Annotated in this window: 17 protein-coding genes and 1 riboswitch; of the genes, 9 read left to right on the forward strand and 8 right to left on the reverse strand. The window is 71.0% G+C overall.

Features of this window, described 5'->3' with window-relative positions:
* Positions 1-30: 30 nt before the first annotated feature.
* The 5 genes from ACFY1H_RS07895 (at position 31) to ACFY1H_RS07915 (ending at position 3,102) form a co-directional block, all read left to right on the forward strand.
* On the forward strand, positions 31-624 hold the full coding sequence (locus ACFY1H_RS07895; RefSeq protein ID WP_220240885.1) for a CDP-alcohol phosphatidyltransferase family protein: 594 nt from the start codon (positions 31-33) through the stop codon (positions 622-624).
* A 46-nt stretch (positions 625-670) separates the two neighbouring features.
* Positions 671-1,054 carry a glycine cleavage system protein GcvH gene (gcvH, locus tag ACFY1H_RS07900; RefSeq protein WP_366576289.1) on the forward strand — a complete coding sequence of 128 codons (384 nt, stop codon included), beginning with the start codon at positions 671-673 and terminating at the stop codon, positions 1,052-1,054.
* A 133-nt stretch (positions 1,055-1,187) separates the two neighbouring features.
* Positions 1,188-1,655 carry a glycogen accumulation regulator GarA gene (garA, locus tag ACFY1H_RS07905; protein WP_033287853.1) on the forward strand — a complete coding sequence of 156 codons (468 nt, stop codon included), beginning with the start codon at positions 1,188-1,190 and terminating at the stop codon, positions 1,653-1,655.
* Positions 1,652-2,410 carry a MerR family transcriptional regulator gene (locus ACFY1H_RS07910; RefSeq protein ID WP_366576287.1) on the forward strand — a complete coding sequence of 253 codons (759 nt, stop codon included), beginning with the start codon at positions 1,652-1,654 and terminating at the stop codon, positions 2,408-2,410. The genes garA and ACFY1H_RS07910 overlap by 4 nt, the downstream gene beginning before the upstream one ends.
* Before the next feature lie 218 nt (positions 2,411-2,628).
* On the forward strand, positions 2,629-3,102 hold the full coding sequence (locus ACFY1H_RS07915) for a bifunctional nuclease family protein (protein WP_009078856.1): 474 nt from the start codon (positions 2,629-2,631) through the stop codon (positions 3,100-3,102).
* A gap of 55 nt (positions 3,103-3,157) precedes the next feature.
* On the opposite strand, the gene ACFY1H_RS07920 is transcribed toward ACFY1H_RS07915, so the two are convergent.
* Positions 3,158-3,793, reverse strand: coding sequence for a TetR/AcrR family transcriptional regulator (locus ACFY1H_RS07920; protein WP_366576284.1), 636 nt, complete (start codon positions 3,791-3,793; stop codon positions 3,158-3,160).
* 256 nt (positions 3,794-4,049) lie between these two features.
* Between ACFY1H_RS07920 and ACFY1H_RS07925 the strand changes: the two genes are divergently transcribed.
* Positions 4,050-4,631 (forward strand): MerR family transcriptional regulator, encoded by a 582-nt coding sequence (locus ACFY1H_RS07925; protein ID WP_220240879.1) that lies wholly within the window; start codon positions 4,050-4,052, stop codon positions 4,629-4,631.
* Between the two features lie 41 nt (positions 4,632-4,672).
* A riboswitch (glycine riboswitch) is annotated at positions 4,673-4,773 on the forward strand.
* A gap of 339 nt (positions 4,774-5,112) precedes the next feature.
* Here the strand turns inward: ACFY1H_RS07925 and ACFY1H_RS07930 are convergent.
* The gene (locus tag ACFY1H_RS07930; RefSeq protein ID WP_366576282.1) at positions 5,113-5,475 is read right to left on the reverse strand and encodes a nuclear transport factor 2 family protein; all 363 of its coding nucleotides are present in this window, start codon (positions 5,473-5,475) and stop codon (positions 5,113-5,115) included.
* Positions 5,476-5,655: 180 nt separating this feature from the next.
* Between ACFY1H_RS07930 and ACFY1H_RS07935 the strand changes: the two genes are divergently transcribed.
* Together ACFY1H_RS07935 and ACFY1H_RS07940 are read left to right on the forward strand one after the other, a co-directional pair.
* Positions 5,656-6,465, forward strand: a complete 810-nt coding sequence (locus ACFY1H_RS07935; protein ID WP_366576280.1) for a helix-turn-helix transcriptional regulator — start codon at positions 5,656-5,658, stop codon at positions 6,463-6,465.
* 102 nt (positions 6,466-6,567) lie between these two features.
* Positions 6,568-7,392 carry an aldo/keto reductase gene (locus ACFY1H_RS07940; RefSeq protein ID WP_386945401.1) on the forward strand — a complete coding sequence of 275 codons (825 nt, stop codon included), beginning with the start codon at positions 6,568-6,570 and terminating at the stop codon, positions 7,390-7,392.
* A gap of 81 nt (positions 7,393-7,473) precedes the next feature.
* Here the strand turns inward: ACFY1H_RS07940 and ACFY1H_RS07945 are convergent, their stop codons facing one another.
* Together ACFY1H_RS07945 and ACFY1H_RS07950 are read right to left on the reverse strand one after the other, a co-directional pair.
* Complete coding sequence (locus tag ACFY1H_RS07945) at positions 7,474-8,175, reverse strand: hypothetical protein (RefSeq protein WP_366576276.1); 702 nt, start codon at positions 8,173-8,175, stop codon at positions 7,474-7,476.
* A gap of 270 nt (positions 8,176-8,445) precedes the next feature.
* Entirely contained in the window at positions 8,446-10,884 is a 2,439-nt protein-coding gene (locus ACFY1H_RS07950) for a hypothetical protein (RefSeq protein ID WP_386945403.1), read from the reverse strand.
* Positions 10,885-11,297: 413 nt separating this feature from the next.
* On the opposite strand from ACFY1H_RS07950, the gene ACFY1H_RS07955 reads away from it, so the two are divergent.
* On the forward strand, positions 11,298-12,146 hold the full coding sequence (locus ACFY1H_RS07955) for a 3-methyladenine DNA glycosylase (RefSeq protein WP_366576273.1): 849 nt from the start codon (positions 11,298-11,300) through the stop codon (positions 12,144-12,146).
* Positions 12,147-12,164: 18 nt separating this feature from the next.
* On the opposite strand, the gene ACFY1H_RS07960 is transcribed toward ACFY1H_RS07955, so the two are convergent.
* The 4 genes from ACFY1H_RS07960 to ACFY1H_RS07975 all read right to left on the reverse strand — a co-directional run bounded on the left by ACFY1H_RS07960 (position 12,165) and on the right by ACFY1H_RS07975 (position 16,032).
* Positions 12,165-13,208, reverse strand: a complete 1,044-nt coding sequence (locus ACFY1H_RS07960) for a hemolysin family protein (protein ID WP_366576271.1) — start codon at positions 13,206-13,208, stop codon at positions 12,165-12,167.
* The gene (locus ACFY1H_RS07965) at positions 13,205-14,608 is read right to left on the reverse strand and encodes a hemolysin family protein (RefSeq protein WP_366576269.1); all 1,404 of its coding nucleotides are present in this window, start codon (positions 14,606-14,608) and stop codon (positions 13,205-13,207) included. The genes ACFY1H_RS07960 and ACFY1H_RS07965 overlap by 4 nt, the downstream gene beginning before the upstream one ends.
* Positions 14,609-14,834: 226 nt before the next feature.
* On the reverse strand, positions 14,835-15,401 hold the full coding sequence (locus ACFY1H_RS07970; RefSeq protein WP_386945406.1) for a TIGR03086 family metal-binding protein: 567 nt from the start codon (positions 15,399-15,401) through the stop codon (positions 14,835-14,837).
* 43 nt (positions 15,402-15,444) lie between these two features.
* Positions 15,445-16,032, reverse strand: a complete 588-nt coding sequence (locus tag ACFY1H_RS07975) for a helix-turn-helix domain-containing protein (RefSeq protein WP_366576265.1) — start codon at positions 16,030-16,032, stop codon at positions 15,445-15,447.
* Positions 16,033-16,125: the final 93 nt, after the last annotated feature.

Genomic DNA, 16,125 nt, shown 5'->3' on the forward strand with positions numbered 1-16,125 from the left:
GGTGCCGGTCCGCACCTCTAGGCTGAGCCGGTGACCACGGTCCCCGAGCCCAAGACGGAGCCTTCCCTGCTGCGGCAGGCGTTCAACGTCCCCAATCTCCTGTCGCTGCTGCGGCTCGCGGGCGTGCCCGTGTTCCTCTGGCTGCTGCTCGGCCCGAAGGAGGACGGCTGGGCGCTCGCGCTGCTCGTCTTCTCGGCGCTGACCGACTGGCTCGACGGCAAGCTCGCCCGCTGGCTCGACCAGATGTCGCGGCTGGGCCAGCTGCTCGACCCCGCGGCCGACCGGCTCTACATCCTCGCGACGCTGGTCGCGTTCCTCATCCGCGACATCATCCCGTGGTGGGTCGTCGTGCCGCTCGTGCTGCGCGAGGCCGTGCTGGCGATCTGCGTGCTCGTGTTGCGCCGCGGCGGGTTCGCGCCGCCCGAGGTGACCTACATCGGCAAGGGCGCGACGTTCGTGCTCATGTACGCCTTCCCGTTCCTGCTGCTCACGCAGGGCGGCTCGACCGTTGCCGTGGTGGCCCGGCCGATCGCCTACGCCTTCATGGTCTGGGGCGGGGTGCTCTACGTCTGGTCCGGCGCGCTCTACGTCGTGCAGGCGGTGCGCGCGCTTCGCAGCCGGTGATGGAAGACTGCCCGCGACGAAGTCGGTTCGAGGAAGGGGAGGGGCGTTGACCACTCCAGAAGAGCTGCGTTACACCGAGGAACACGAGTGGGTGGCCACGCGTGAGGGTGCGCTGGTCCGCGTGGGCATCACGGAGTACGCCCAGGACCAGCTCGGCGACGTGGTGTTCGTCGACCTGCCCGAGGTCGGCAAGCACGTCGACGCGGGCGACGTCTTCGGCGAAGTGGAGTCCACCAAGAGCGTCTCGGAGCTGTTCGCACCGGTCGACGGCGAGATCGTCTCGGTGAACGCCGCGGTCTCCGATTCGCCCGAGTTGATCAACTCCGACCCGTACGGCGAGGGCTGGCTCGTGGAGATCCGCCTCGACGACCCCGCGGGGCTCGACGCCCTGCTCGAAGCCGAGGCGTACCAGGCGCTCATCACCGGCTGAGGCGGGTTCGGCCTGGCCCGGGGGTTCCGCCCGCCGAAGGGGGAGCCCCGGGGTCCCGAACCGATCAGGCACGGTACGTTGGCAGCTACACGTTCTTGGTCATAGGCAACATTGTGTGTAGAGGAGAGCTCAGGTGAGCACGAACGACGGGCCCGGCGTTCCCCCGGAGCAGTCTCCGGAGCGGACCTCTGTCTTCCGGGCCGACTTCCTGGCCGATGTCGAAGGCCAGGAGTCCGCACCGGCTGCCGAGGCACCGGTCCAGGGCGTCGACGCCCTGCCCCCGGGTTCCGCCCTCCTGGTCGTGAAGCGGGGCCCCAACGCGGGCTCGCGCTTCCTGCTGGACCGCGACACCACGAGCGCGGGCCGGCACCCCGACAGCGACATCTTCCTCGACGACGTCACCGTTTCCCGCCGGCACGCCGAGTTCCGGCGTGAGGGCGGGGAGTTCGTGGTGATCGACGTCGGCAGCCTGAACGGCACCTACGTCAACCGCGAGCCGGTCGACCAGGCCGTGCTGGCCGGCGGCGACGAGGTGCAGATCGGGAAGTTCCGCCTGGTCTTCCTGACGGGCCCGGGGCACGGGGGCCAGGGGGCACAGTGACGGCGGCCGGGCAGCCCGGTCGTTCGGAGGCCCGGCGCGACGGGTTGAGCATCGGGGCGGTCCTGGCGCAGCTGCGCGGCGACTTCCCCGATGTCACCATCTCCAAGATCCGGTTCCTCGAGGCGGAAGGCCTGGTCCGGCCGGGCCGCACGCCCTCGGGGTACCGGCAGTTCGCCCCGGCGGACGTGGAGCGGCTTCGCTTCGTGCTGTCCGCGCAGCGGGACCACTACCTCCCGCTCAAGGTCATCAAGGAACAGCTGGACGCGGCGGACTCCGGAGCGGAGCCCGCCGCGCCCGCGCCGCGGCTGCCGCGGAAGCTGGTGTCGCTCGACCCGGCCGACACCGGCGGGCTGCCCGACGCCGACGACTTCGAGACCGGTCCCGAGATCCGGCTGACGCAGGAGGAGCTGCTGGCGCGAGCCGGCATCACCGCCGCGACGCTCACCGAGCTGCAGCAGTACGGGCTCGTGCGGCCGGGTGCGGCGGGGTTCTTCGGTCCCGACGCGGTGCTGATCGCGCGCACGGTGAAGGCGATGACCGAATTCGGTATCGAGCCGAGACATCTGCGTGCCTTCCGCGCAGCGGCCGACCGCGAAGTCGGCCTGCTGGAGCAGATCGTGACCCCCGTGTATCGCCACCGTGACGCGGATGCGAAAGCGAGGGCCGACGAGGTGGTCCGGGAGCTGGCCGCGCTGTCCGTCACGCTCCACACGCTCCTCGTGAAAGCGGGGATCCGGGGAGTCACCGGTGGTTGAACCGGACGTAACGGGCCGAACACCGGTGTGCGTCACATGTCAATGACTGAATGTTCGGCACCGTATGCCGTACCGTGAGAGTCGGTTTGCGGTGCAGCGAACCGAGAATGTCCGCCACTAGCGAGCACAGCGCCCGGATGACGGGTAGCGTCGAACCCAACGGCGCGAGTACGTCGCAAGCGCTGCAGCCCGTGTGCACGAGAGGGAGGCGAAACCCGATGAGCGAGATGCGCGTCGTCGGTGTGCGGGTGGAGCTGCCCGCCAATCAGCCGATCTTGTTGCTGCGGGAAACCGAGGGCGAGCGCTACCTGCCGATCTGGATCGGCTCGGTCGAGGCCACCGCCATCGCCTTGGAGCAGCAGGGAGTACGACCCGCCCGGCCCCTGACCCACGACCTCCTCAAAGAGGTCATCGGGGCGCTCGGCCGCGAGCTGGAGCAGGTCGTGATCACGGACCTGAAGGAAGGCACCTTCTTCGCCGAGCTCGTCTTCGACGGCGACATCCGGGTGTCCGCGCGTCCCAGCGACTCGGTCGCCCTGGCGCTGCGGATCGGGGTCCCCATCCACGCCGTGGACGCGGTGCTGGAGGAGGCGGGCCTGATCATCCCGGACGAGCAGGAGGACGAGGTCGAGAAGTTCCGCGAGTTCCTCGACTCCGTGTCCCCCGAAGACTTCCGCGGCGCCGACACCTGAGCCGCCGGCGGCGGGAACGCGGCCGCACACCACGTTCCCGCCTTGTTTCCGGATTTCACTGCTTCGCAGCGGTCGCCCTCTCGAAGAGGTCGGCGATTTCCCGCCCGTAGCGGTCGAGGTCGGTCGACGGGTCGGCGGCGTAGGCCGCTGCCACCCCGTCGATGGCCTGCGCGATCGACATCGCCATCACCTCCGGCGCGAACGCGCCGAACACCCCCTCGTCCTGACCCTGCTTGAGCTGGCGCTGCACACCGCCCACCCGCATCTGGTCCACGAGCACCGAGGTCATCGACCAGCCGTCCGCGTCGTCTGCGTTGGCCGAGAGCTCCGCGAGCACCCGGACGCACTCCGGGTAGTCGCGCAGGAACGCCACCGACGTCTCGATGTGGGCCCGCAGGTTGCCCGGCCGGTCGCCGGGGTCGAGGGCCTTGCTGCGGTCCTGCAGGAACATCGCCTTCGTCTCCGACACCGTGCTCAGCACGGCCTGCATGAGCCCGGCCTTGTTCGCGAAGTGGTAGGAGATCATGCGGGTGCTGCTCAGCCCCGCGCGTTCCTTGATCTTGGCGAACGTGGTGCGCGCGTACCCGTGCTCGGCGATCGTCGCGATGGTCGCCGCGATGATCTGCGCCCGGGTCGTCGCCTCCGTGACGCTCAGCCCGAGCTCTGCTTGCGTGTCGAAGTTTACTCGCATGAGTAATAAGTTACTCGGCTGAGTAAAACGTGTCAAACCCGTACGGCGAACGGACCAAAGGCTCAAGACGAGCTTGAGGTGCGCCGCGCGTCGCGTTGACCGGCCCGCGGCGCGGCCTTACCGTCGAAGGCGGTAAATCGCCACGATGTGATTCTCCGACCGGAGCACGATCGTGGCGGTTCTCCCCGGCCGGTCCCGCTCCTGGGCTCGACCGGTGTCGTTCGCCGGCCGCCAGGTCGGGCGAAGGGAGGCTTGCGTGGTCGAGGCTGGTAGTCCGGAGAGGCCGCCCGTTCGTGCCGCCGATGGCGAGCAGGGTGAGCTGTTCCCCGACGCCTCCCTTCCGGACGAGCTCGTCGGCTACCGCGGCCCCGCCGCGTGCCAGATCGCGGGGATCACGTACCGCCAGCTCGACTACTGGGCCCGGACGAAGCTGGTCGCGCCGAGCATTCGCACCGCGCACGGTTCGGGCTCGCAGCGGCTGTACTCGTTCAAGGACATCCTCGTCCTGAAGGTCGTGAAGCGGCTGCTGGACACCGGGGTCTCGCTGCAGAACATCCGGGTCGCGGTGGAGCACCTGCGCGTGCGCGGCGTGCGCGACCTCGCGAAGGTCACCCTGTTCTCCGACGGCACCACGGTGTACGAGTGCACCTCGCCGGAGGAGATCGTGGATCTGCTCCAGGGCGGACAGGGTGTGTTCGGCATCGCCGTCAGCGGCGCGATGCAGGAGATCAGCGGCACGATCCACGAGTTCCCCGCCGAACGTGCCGACGGCGGCGTGATCGAATCGGTCGTCCCGGACGAACTCACCCAGCGCCGCAACTCCCGCCGCACCGGGTGATCACCGCCCGCGAGGGCGAGGTATCCTGACTGCGCGGTCGACGAACCCGCGCGGGAGAGACCGAGCCGGCATCCACGAGCTCGGCGCCGAAGGAGCAAGTCCTCCCCGGAACCTCTCAGGCACCCTGGACCGCGCGGACGAGACGCCTCTGGAAAGTGGGCCCGCTGGACACCACCAGCCGGTTCCGCCGACGGTGCAAACCCGCGTATCCACGCGGGTGAAACTCTCAGGCGCCCCACGGGGTACGGACAGAGTGGGGAGGACCTCGGACCCGGTGCTCACCGGGCCGGGGCCGGGTGGTTCAGACCTCCGGATCACGATCTTTTCCGGCGGGCCGCGCAGCGGTCCCGGTCTCGTGCGGCCGCCGGTTTTCCCGCCGTGGATGCGCCTTTCCGGTGATCCGCGCCGACTCGGCCGTCCACTGTGGAGCCACGGCGGACCCGTCCGCTCACGGGTCCGCCGTGGCTCCGGCCCCACGACCTCAGCCCGGGATCTTGTCCAGGAACCCGTGCACCTTGGCGATCCGGCCGTCGGCCAGCTCGACGACGTCGAACCCGATGGCGAGCGGCTCGTCGGCGCCCGGCGCGGTGAGGTACCACTGGAACCGCGCCAGGTCGTGGTGGGCGTCGGGCGCCTTGGGCAGGCTGAACGTCAGCCCGGCGAACTGCGCCTGTGCGCCGCCGATGAACCCGTCGATGCCGTCGTGGCCGGTCACCGAGCCCAGGGGATCGGTCATGGACGCGTCGGGGGTGAAAACCTCGGCGACGAGGGCGCGGCGGCGCTCGGCGTCGGTCTCGTTCCAGATCGCGATGTACTGCTCGACAGTGCTCGTCACGTCGGACACGGGAAAGCTCCCTTTGCTTGGCGGACAACGGGTTCGCCGTCCTGGTGCCGCCAAGACTGCTGCGCCGGGCGCGGTTCGTCGATTACGCCGGAGGTAATCACCGCACCCGACGCATGCCGCCTCCGGCGATTACCCGCGAGGTAATGGCCTGAGCGCGAGCGGACCCGTAGCGTCGGGGGCGTGACGACTTCGGTGAAGGCCCCCGCACGGCGCGCGGTCGGCGAACTCCTGCGGGAGTGGCGCGACCGGCGCCGCATCAGCCAGCTCGACCTGGCGATCGCCGCGGACATCTCCACGCGGCACCTGAGCTTCGTCGAGACCGGCCGCTCCAAGCCGAGCCGCGAGATGGTGCTGCGCCTCGGTGAGCACCTCGAAGTGCCGCTGCGCGAACGCAACCGGCTGCTGCTGGCCGCCGGCTACGCCCCCGCGTACGGCGAGACCGAGCTGGGGGCGCCGGAGCTGACGGCCGTGCGCGACGCCGTCCGCCAGCTGCTGACCGGCCACGAGCCGTACCCCGCGGCCGTCGTCGATCGCGGCTGGAACCTCGTCGACGCCAACACGAGCCTCGGTGTGCTCGTCGAGGGTGTGGCACCGGAGCTGCTGACACCGCCCGTGAACGTCCTGCGCGCGACCCTGCACCCCGACGGCATGGCTCCGAACGTGCTGAACCTGGGGGAGTGGCGGGCCCACCTGCTGGGCCGCCTGCGCCGCCAGGTCGAGCAGACGGCCGACGCCGGGCTCGCCGAGCTGCTGGCCGAGCTGCGGGAGTACCCGTGCGACCAGCTGGTGCCCGAGGTCGAGGTGCCCGGACCGGGCGACATCTTCGTCCCGCTGCGCTACCTCCACCGGGGCACGGAGCTCACGTTCTTCAGCACGGTCGCGACGTTCGGCACGCCGCTCGACGTCACGCTCGCCGAGCTGGTCATCGAGTCCTTCTACCCGGCGAACCCGGAGACGGCCGCGTACCTGCGGGCCCGGGCGAGCACCTGAGCAGGACCGCTGGATCGTGCGGCGGGGTGCCGAGCCCCCGGGCCGGGGGAGTGGAAGGATCGGAGCGGTCACCCCAGGACACCGCAGTGAGGATCCGCCTTCATGGCCAACCCGCCCCTGCTCACCCTGAACAACTCCGTCACCATCCCGCAGCTCGGCTTCGGCGTGTACCAGGTCCGCGCCGCGCAGGCCGGGAAGGTGATCGGCGCCGCGATCGAAGCCGGCTACCGCAGCATCGACACCGCCGCGATGTACGGCAACGAGGCCGAGGTCGGTGAAGCCATCCGCGCTTCGGGCGTGCCGCGGGACGAGTTCTTCGTGACCACGAAGCTGTGGAACGACCAGCACGGGTACGACAACGCGTTGCGCGCCTTCGACCACAGCGCCGCCGCTCTCGGCCTGGAGCGGATCGACCTGTTCCTCATCCACTGGCCGCAGCCGCGCCGCGACCGGTACGTGGAGACCTGGCGGGCGCTGGAGCAGCTCTACCGCGACGGGCGGGTGCGCGCGATCGGCGTGTCGAACTTCGGCATCACCCACCTGAGCCGGCTGCTCGACGAGACCGACGTGGTCCCGGCCGTGAACCAGGTCGAGCTGCACCCCTGGCTGCAGCAGCTGCCGCTGCGTACGTTCCACGCCGAGCACGGCATCGCCACGGAGGCCTGGAGCCCGCTCGCGCGCGGCCGGCTGCTGGGCGAGCGCGTGATCACGGCGCTCGCGGCCAAGTACGGCAAGACGCCCGCCCAGCTCGTGCTGCGCTGGCACCTGCAGATGGGCACGATCGCCATCCCGAAGTCGGCGACGCCGGCGCGGATCCGGGAGAACTTCGCCGTGTTCGACTTCGAGCTCGCCGACGACGACCTCGCCGCGCTGGCGGAGCTCGACAACGGCACCCGCACGGGCGCCGACCCCGACACCTTCGGCTGAGCCGCGCCGCCCGGCGCACGAAAACGGCCGGCCCCGGAAGTTCCCGGGACCGGCCGTTCCGGCGTTACGCCAAGCCGCGGGTCAGGACGCCCGGATGCCGGCGGCCGCGAAGTCGGCCAGCTGGGCGGGCTCCTTGAGGAACGCGCGGAAGCTCTGCGTGGCGCGCTGCTGGTTCTCGTCGGTGGCCGTGCCGCCGACGGACGCCGCCGCGAGGCCCACGAACGGGTAGTCGGCGGGCGGGCCCGAGCCGATCGGCATTGCCGGCGAGCCGATGAGCTCGGGCTTGGCGTTCGTCAGCTGCGTGACCCAGTACGACGACTCGGGGATCCAGCCGTCGGGCAGGCCGCCGATGGTCGAGAGGTCGGTCTTGCCGGTCAGCGCGTCGAGCACCACCGAGGACGGCTTGGTCGTGACGTTGACCTGGAAGCAGGCGCCGTGCACCGGGGTCAGATCGGCGTCCCAGCGGCTCGCGGCGGCCTCGACCGGCTTCGCGACCTGCGGGGTCACGACGAGCCTGACGGTGGTCCGGTTCCCGCCGCAGCTGGCAGCCTGGGCTTCGGCGCGGTTGTTGAGCACGCTGTCGGCCCAGTTCCAGCCGAAGACGCCGAGCGCGACCAGGACGACGAGCCCGGCACAGGCGATGGGCCACTTGGCGATCCGGCGGCGCGGCGCCTTCGCGGCGACGATGCGGTGTGAGCCCGTCGTCTCGCTGCGGCCCTGCTGGCGCTTCGGCGGATCGAGAGGGTGCGGCACCGGCTCTTCGGCCAGTGTGTGTCGCCCCATCGTTGTCCTTTCGAGATGTGCGCACACGCGCTGCTATGCAATCAAACCGTTATCACTCTAACAGGTTAGCGACCCTGGGTGAATATTATGACTCAGAGTTGCACGGTCTGTACACAATTCACCGGATGCCGCCGAGCAGGTGACGGCAGCGCGCGAATCGGCAGAGCGCGAGCCGGCCGAGCCCGTGGCGGGAACGGGTCCGGCCCGCGACGAGGTGTAGAAAATACCCCGCCGCGGGCCGGACTTGATCAGCGGCTCACCGAACGCGCCTCACAGGAGGCACAACAGGGAACACGCCTTGGCCGAAGACCACGCCGAGTGCGACGGCGGGGTCCCGGCCGGGGCGTTGGCCGGGGTGTAGCTCACCTTGGCCTGGTTGGTGATCGGGAACAGGTTGAGCAGGGCGTGGGTGGCGCAGTACACCTGCTTCGACTGGCCGGGTTCCAGCGAGAACGCGTCCGCCGCCTGGCACGACGGCTCGACGCTGTCCACCACGTGCGTGCCGCTGATCCCCACCGGGCCGTGGTCGGTCACCGTGATCCGCCAGTACGCCGTGGCGTCGAGCAGGCCGAGGACGCCGACCGGCGCCTGTTTCGCCCAGGGTCCCGAGCCGCCCGGCCCGCACTTCGCCGCGCTCGCCGAGGTGCAGATCTCCTTCTCGACGCTCACCACGGGGGTGCAGGCCGCACCCGGTGCGACCGGGAGCGCCACCGTGTTGGAGGTGAACGTCCCGGCCGGGTCGGTGCCGGTCGCGGTGTCGGACACGCCGCTCACGCTGCAGTCGGTCGAGATCGCCGCGCGGAAGCACACCTGTGGCGCGTCACCGGTGAAGTCGACGACGAGCTGCGGCTGGTTGCCGCCGGTGAAGTCGGCGGAGCTCTTCAGCACGAGCGTGGTGGTCACCGTGAGCGAGGTGTGGGCGGTGGCCGACACCCCGCTCAGGTCGACCGAGCCGTCGGGGGCGAAGCCCGGGTTGGCCACGACCGCGCCGTCCTGGTCCAGGACGGTGACCCGCGAGGCGGTGAGGTCGACGTTCGCCGGCGTGATGCCGGTCAGCCGCGCCACGCCGTAGCCCTGCACGTGGCCGCTGCCGCCGTCGCAGTAGAACTCGCCCGGCTCGAGCGTCACCTGGGCACCGGAGCGCAGGCACGGAGACGCGCCGGTGGCCGGGTCCATCGAGAACAGCACGCCGGCGTCGCCGAGGCCGATCAGGCAGCCGGTGGGGGCGTCGAAGCTGTAGCCGTAGTCCCGGGTCGCGCCCACCGTCGGGTGCGTGACGGGTACGGGCAGCCCGGCACACGCCGTCGCGGTGGTCCAGTCGTGGCAGAACGTCGCGCCCGCGTACGGGCCGCCCCACACCGGGAGGTAGCTGCGCTGGTGACCGGCGGGGTCGATGACCACCTCGGGGTTGAACGCCAGCACGTTGGCCGGCAGGTTCGCCATCGTGGCCGGGGTGGCCAGTGGTGCGCCGGCGACGGTGAAGCACGTGGTGACGTCGGTGGTCCCGTTCGTCGTCGAGCAGACACCGGCCGTGGTGCCGTCGGTGCCGAACGCGGTGTAGGCGTTGTAGGTGTAGTTGCCGGCGGGTCCGGTCGGGCGGGGGCTCGCCCAGCCCGCGCACGCCGCGTTGGTGGCCGGGTCGAAGCAGCCCAGTTCCGGCTGCCCGAGGCCCGGGTAGGACGAGGACGCGAAGACCTTGCCGGCCACGACGTCCAAGGCTCCGTACATGAGATCCCCGGAACCGGGGCGGTCACCGCTCGGGCGCACGATCGGCGCGTACGGCTGGCCGGCGCACGCGGCGTGCGTGGAGAGCGACCAGCAGACGACGGCGCCGGTGGTGGCCACGCCGTAGAGGTTGCCGCCGGTTTCGACCAGCCCGGCGAGGCTGTTCACGGCCGACGGCGCCCCGCCGGTGGCCAGGAGCGGCCAGTACCCGCAGTTCGCCGCCGCGGCCAGGTCGAGGCAGCCCACGCCGATCGACGCGGCGGTCACGGCGGGGTAGTAGACCGTGGAGCTCTTGGCGGGGTCGCGCACGTACTGCGGGGTGAGCGTGGAGGCGATGTCCCCGGTGGCGCCGGTGCCGAGCGGTCCCGGTGTGGTGTTCAGCGGCTTGGGCCAGGTCCCGCCCGGGCAGCGCCCGCCGGTGCCGAGGTCGCTGCACACCAGCTTCGGCACGGTCGCGCCGAGGTGGTGGAAGACGTTCCAGGCCTGCAGGGCGCCGCTCGGGGTGCGCTGCAGGATCGGGGTGAACCCGTCGCCTCCGGTCGCGGTGGCGACCGCCTGCACGGGTGGGGTGAGCACCCCGGACATCGAGGTGGCGTCGGGGCCCGAGCGCGGGTCGACCGCCCGCACCGCGACGGTGCCCGAGGCGGGTTCGGTGGTGGTGAAGGTGCTGCCGTCGGTCGACCACGACGGGGTCCAGCCGGGTGGCACGTGCAGCGATCCGGCTTGGTAAGTCTGTCCGGCGCCGACGGGGTCGGTGATGGTGGCGGGCCCGGCGGTGGTGGCGCGGTCGTCGTAGGCGACGACCCAGGTCGGGGTGTCGCCGTGGCCGGCCGGGGACGACACTCCGTGGACGGATTTCGTCAAGGTCGACCCGGTGGTCGCCGGCGCCGGATCGGCCGACGCCGAGGAGGGGAACGCGGCGGCCACCAGGAACAGCGGCAGCACGGACAGCCCGAGGCGGCGCACCTGCGCGCGTCTTCGCATGAATGGTCCTCGATCCGTTCGGGAAGGATTTCCAGGAAAGGTTTTCCTGGCCGAAGGAAAATCGTAGATCGTCGGGGTGTGCCGATGAACCGGCCTCACTCGTGCGCCCGGAAAAGCGACGCGAACAGCTCAGCCGGCGCCGGAAGTTCTTCTCTGGTCAGCATTTCCGGGTGTCCGGTTCACCTGAACGTGGGGCCGACGCCGCCTTTCGGTGCCGTGGCGGCGTATTTATCCGATGGCCAAAAAGGCGATTGCTCCACGCCGGACCAAGCCTTTCCGCCGAATGCGAAAGCGGGGTGCGCGGGCTTCGAATTCGGCGGATCGGCGATTCGGGGTGTTCCGCTTCCGCGGTACGGCATTTCTGCCGTTCGCCCACCGGCGGCTCCGCCGAATGCCCGCCGTATCCTGACCGGGTGCCGCCCGCTCAATCGCCGACCGGCCTCGTCGCGCTCGACGAGGCGGTGTGGCGTGCCCGGGCCGCGGCGCACGAGGCGCGCGTCGACGAGCTCGTGGGCGAGCACCTGGCCCGCCGCCGAGACGGCGTGAAGCACCCGGTGCACGACTTCCTGTTCACGTACTACTCGTTCCGCCCGACCCAGCTGCGCCGGTGGTCGCCGGGCTACGGCGTCGCACTGGCCGGCGGGCCGGAGCCCGTCGCGGCCGCGGACGTGGTGGCCCGCCGCGAGCGCATCGACGGCATCCACGCGCTGCTGGCGGCCACCGCGGCCCGGCCGGCGAACTTCGGCTGCTTCGGCCTGCACGAGTGGGCGATGGTCTACGGGCTCACCGAGGACCGGGTCCGGCACGCGACGTACCCGCTGCGCCTCGGGGCCACCGGGACCGACCGGGTGGTGCGGGCGCACCGGATCGCGTGCTCGCACTTCGACGCGTTCCGCTTCTTCACCGCCGCGGCCCGCCCGCTCAACACGCTGAGCCCGGCCGCGCACGACCGGCCCGCCTTCGAACAGGCGGCGTGCCTGCACGCCGGCATGGACCTCTACAAGCACGCGTTCCGGCTCGCGCCGCTCATCCCGTCCGAGCTGGTGGCCGACTGCTTCGAGCTGGCTCGCGACATCCGGGTGCTCGACATGCGGGCCTCGCCCTACGACCTCGCCGACCTGGGCTACGAGCCCGTGCGGATCGAGACGGCCGAGGGCAAGCAGGAGTACGCCGCCGCCCAGCGCGCGTTCGCCGAGCGTGGCGCCCCGCTGCGGCGCCGGTTGATCGAGCAGTGCGAGCGGCTGCTCGCCGTCACGGCCTGACCCGGCCCCGCGGCCCGGTCAGGCCGTCACGTGCGTGCCGTCGCGCACGGTGCCCACGTACTCCTCGACGAGGTCCTCCAGCGCCACGACGCCCACCGCCTTGCCCGCGGCGTCGAGCGCCCGTGCGAGGTGGCTGCCTTCCTTGCGCATGGCCGAGAGCGCCACGTCGAGCCGCGCGTCGGCGCGCAGCTCGGTGAGCGGCCGGGTCTTCGAGTCCGGCACGCTCGTGTCGGCGCTCTGGCCGACGAGGTCGAGCACGTCCTTCACGTGGATGTAGCCGGTGAGCATGCCGTCGTCGGTGCAGACCGGGAACCGCGAGAACCCGGTCGAGGACACCGCGCGCTCCACGTCGCCGAGCGTCGGTCCACAAGGGAGGGTGGTCAGCTGCTCCGTGGGCACGAGCACGTCGGACACCGTCTTCGCGACCGACGACAACGTCTGCGAAAGCCGTTGGTGCTCCGACTGTTCGAGCAGTCCCTCGCGCCGCGACTCGCTGAGCAGCTCGGCCAGCTCGTCGGAGGTGTAGGCCGTCTCGAGCTCGTCCTTCGGCTCCACCTTCACCAGGCGCAGGAACGAGTTCGCGACCAGGTTGAGGAACCAGATCACGGGGCTCGCGAGCTTCACCCACGCCACGTGGGCGGGCACCAGCCACAGCGCGAGCCGTTCGGGCTCGGCGATGGCGAGGTTCTTCGGCACCATCTCGCCGATCAGCACGTGCAGCATCGTGATGAACGCCAGCGCGATCGCGAACGAGATCGGGTGCAGCAGCTGCTGGGGCAGGCCGAACAGGTCGAAGAACCCGGACAGCCGGTGTGCCACGGCGGGTTCGCCCAGCCGGCCGAGCAGCAGCGAGCAGATGGTGATGCCCAGCTGCGCGCCCGCGAGCATCCGCGAGACGTGCCGGCTGGCGTTGATCACGATCTTCGCGCGGGTCTTTCCCTGGTCCAGCAACGCTTCCAGGCGGTCGCGACGCGAGGAGATCAGGGTGAACTCGGCGCCGACGAAAAACGCGTTGGCGAGCAGCAGCACCACGACCAGCGCGATGTTCAGCCAGTCGTTCACGCGACCACCTCGCGTTCGGTGACCGGCCGCGGCGTGGCGTTCTTCTTCCGCGCGGCGGCCGGGTCCTGGTCGGTGTTCGGGGCCGGGCCGGGTTCCACGGGCCGCACCTCGACCTCGGCGATGCGGTGGCGGTCCATGCTCGTGACGGTGAGCCGCCAGCCGTCGACGACGGCGGCGTCACCCTCGGCGGGGATGCGGCCGAGGCGTTCGAGGATCAGGCCGGCGATCGTCTCGTAGTCGCCGTCGGGCATGCGGAAGCCGGTGACCTCGCTGACCTCGTCGGAGCGGAGCTGGCCCGACACGAGCCAGCTGTCGGAGCCGACCTGCTGCGACGCCGGGGCTTCGCGGTGGTCGTGCTCGTCGCGGACGTCGCCGATGATCTCCTCGACCACGTCCTCCAGCGTCACCAGCCCCGCCGTGCCGCCGTACTCGTCGACGACGATGGCGAGCTGGTAGCGGGAGTCGCGCAGGCGGTTGAGCAGGTCGTCGCCCGAGAGCGACTCGGGCACGGTCGGCACGGGACGCATGACCGAGCCGATGCGGACGGTCGCGCGCTCCTCGCCGGGCACGGCGAAGGCCTGCTTCACGTGCACCGCGCCCTGCACGTCGTCCAGGTCCTCGCGGTAGACGGGAAATCGCGAGAAGCCGGTGCGACGCGAGATGTCGATGAGGTCGTTGATCGTGTCGTCCACGGTCAGGGACTCGACCTGCACGCGCGGGGTCATGAGCTCGTCGGCGGTGCGCTCGCCGAAGCGCAGCGAGCGGTCCAGCAGCTCCGCCGTGGACGTGTCGAGCTTCCCGCTCTCGGCGCTGGAACGCACGATCGAGCCGAGCTCCTGCGGCGAGCGCGCGGACCGGAGCTCTTCCTGCGGCTCGACGCCGAACTTGCGCACCACGAAGTTGGCGCTGTTGTTCATGAGCGTGATGAGCCAGCGGAACAGCGCGGAGAACCGCGAGTGGTAGCCGGTCACCGCGCGGGCCGTGCGCAGCGGGCGCGCGATCGCGATGTTCTTCGGCACCATCTCGCCGAGGATCATCGACAGGAAGGTGGCCAGCACCAGTGCGACGGCGATCGACGCGCCGGCCGCGACGGCCTCGGACAGGCCGACCGCGTCGAAGACCGGCCGCACGAGCTCGCCGATCAGCGGCTCGGCGAGGTAACCGGTGATCAGCGTGGTGAGGGTGATTGCGACCTGCGCACCCGAGAGCTGGAAGCTCAGCGTGCGGTGCGCCTTCTGCACCGACAGCGAGCGGCGGTCGCCCACCTGGCGCACGTCGGCGTCGACGGTGCTGCGCTCGAGGGCGGTCAGCGAGAACTCGGCGGCGACGGCGAGGCCGGTGCCGATCGTGAGGAGGATGAAGACCAGCACACCGGCCACGGAGAGCAGGACGTGGGTCATGCCGCACCGTCCGGGACGGGGGAGGGGCCACGGGAGGGGGCGGTGGCGGTGGACGCTAGCGGGCAGCCGGGTTTTCGACCCGGCCCGGTACTGTCACCGGGCGATTGCGCGGCGCGCACGTGTGGAGTCACTCCTAGTAAGGGAATCGGCTTGTACTGCGACGATGCCGACAATCTTAACGTGTTCCGGACGCCGGACGGGTGACAGCCGGGTGAAGCGGCGCGGCTCAGCGCGGCTGCCGGCCCAGGAGCGCGACGAGCCGCGTCGCGTCGTTCGCGGAGCGCCCGACCGCGACCGGCGGTTCGAACAGCCCGATGCCCTGCCAGTCGTCGACCCACGGGCGCACGACCTCCAGCAGGCGGGCCGCCAGGTCCGACGGGATCGGGTTCGGCTTGCCGAGCGCCACCGCGAGGTCCCACGCGTGCACCGCGAAGTCGATGGACATCTGCCAGCCGTACTCCTCGGCCGGGATCAGTCCGAAGGAGACGTGGACGGCGCGCTGCGGCACGCCGGGCACCAGCCACGCTTCGCGCGCCGTGGCGGCCGACGTCTCCCAGGCGGCGACGGGGTCGTCGCCGAGCCGGTCGCCGTCGAAGCGGTCGCCGACGTCGTCGAGGGTGGCCCCGTCGAGCAGCGGCGGGACCCACAGCTGCTCGACGACGAGGTGGTTCACGAGGTCGCGCACGGACCAGTCGGCGCAGGGCGTGTCGCGAGCCCAGTCACCGGGTCCGATGTCGTGCACGGCCCGGTCGAAGAGGGCGAGGGACCGTCCGTGTGCGTCGAGGATCTCCACGGCCACATTCAACACGAAAGTGCCGGCCGCGCAGTGTGAGCGACTAGCGGGTGGTCCCGGGCCGGTGCCGCCGGACGGTCTCCTCGACCAGGTCGAGCACGGGACCGAGGTCGTCGCCGGGCAGGCCCATGGCGAGGTGGGAGACCAGGCCTTCGAGCACCAGCTCGAGAAACGCCGTGAGCACGTCCACGTCCACGTCGTCGCGCAGGTTGCCGGCCTCGCGCTGGCGCATGAGCCGTTCGCGCGTGGCGGTGGTCAGCTGTTCGGAGCGCTCGGCCCAGCGGCCGCGGAACTCCGGGTCGGTGCGCAGCCGCCGCGACACCTCGAGCCGCGTGCCGAGCCAGTCGGCGGGGTGCTCGCTGTCGCCGGAGAGCAGCTCGCGCATGACCTGCACCAGGCCCTGTTCGGCCACGACGTCGGCCATCCGCACTGCGTCGTCCTCGGCGAGTGCGAGGAACAGCGACTCCTTGTCGCGGAAGTGGTGGAAGATGGCTCCGCGGGACAGGCCCGTCGCCTCCTCGAGGCGGCGGACTGTGGCACCCTCGTAGCCGTAGCGGGCGAAGCACACGCGAGAACCGTCGAGGATCTGGCGCCGGCGTGCGTCGAGGTGATCCTGGCTGACCCGTGGCATCCTGGAATCCTGACATCTGGGACGGGGTTCTCGCAATCCGTACGTACGTACTGTGACGTGGAGTCGCCGGAACCGGCCCGCTTCTTTCTTCGT

It is taken from the genome of Amycolatopsis sp. NPDC001319, assembly GCF_042896185.1.
Lineage (GTDB): Bacteria > Actinomycetota > Actinomycetes > Mycobacteriales > Pseudonocardiaceae > Amycolatopsis.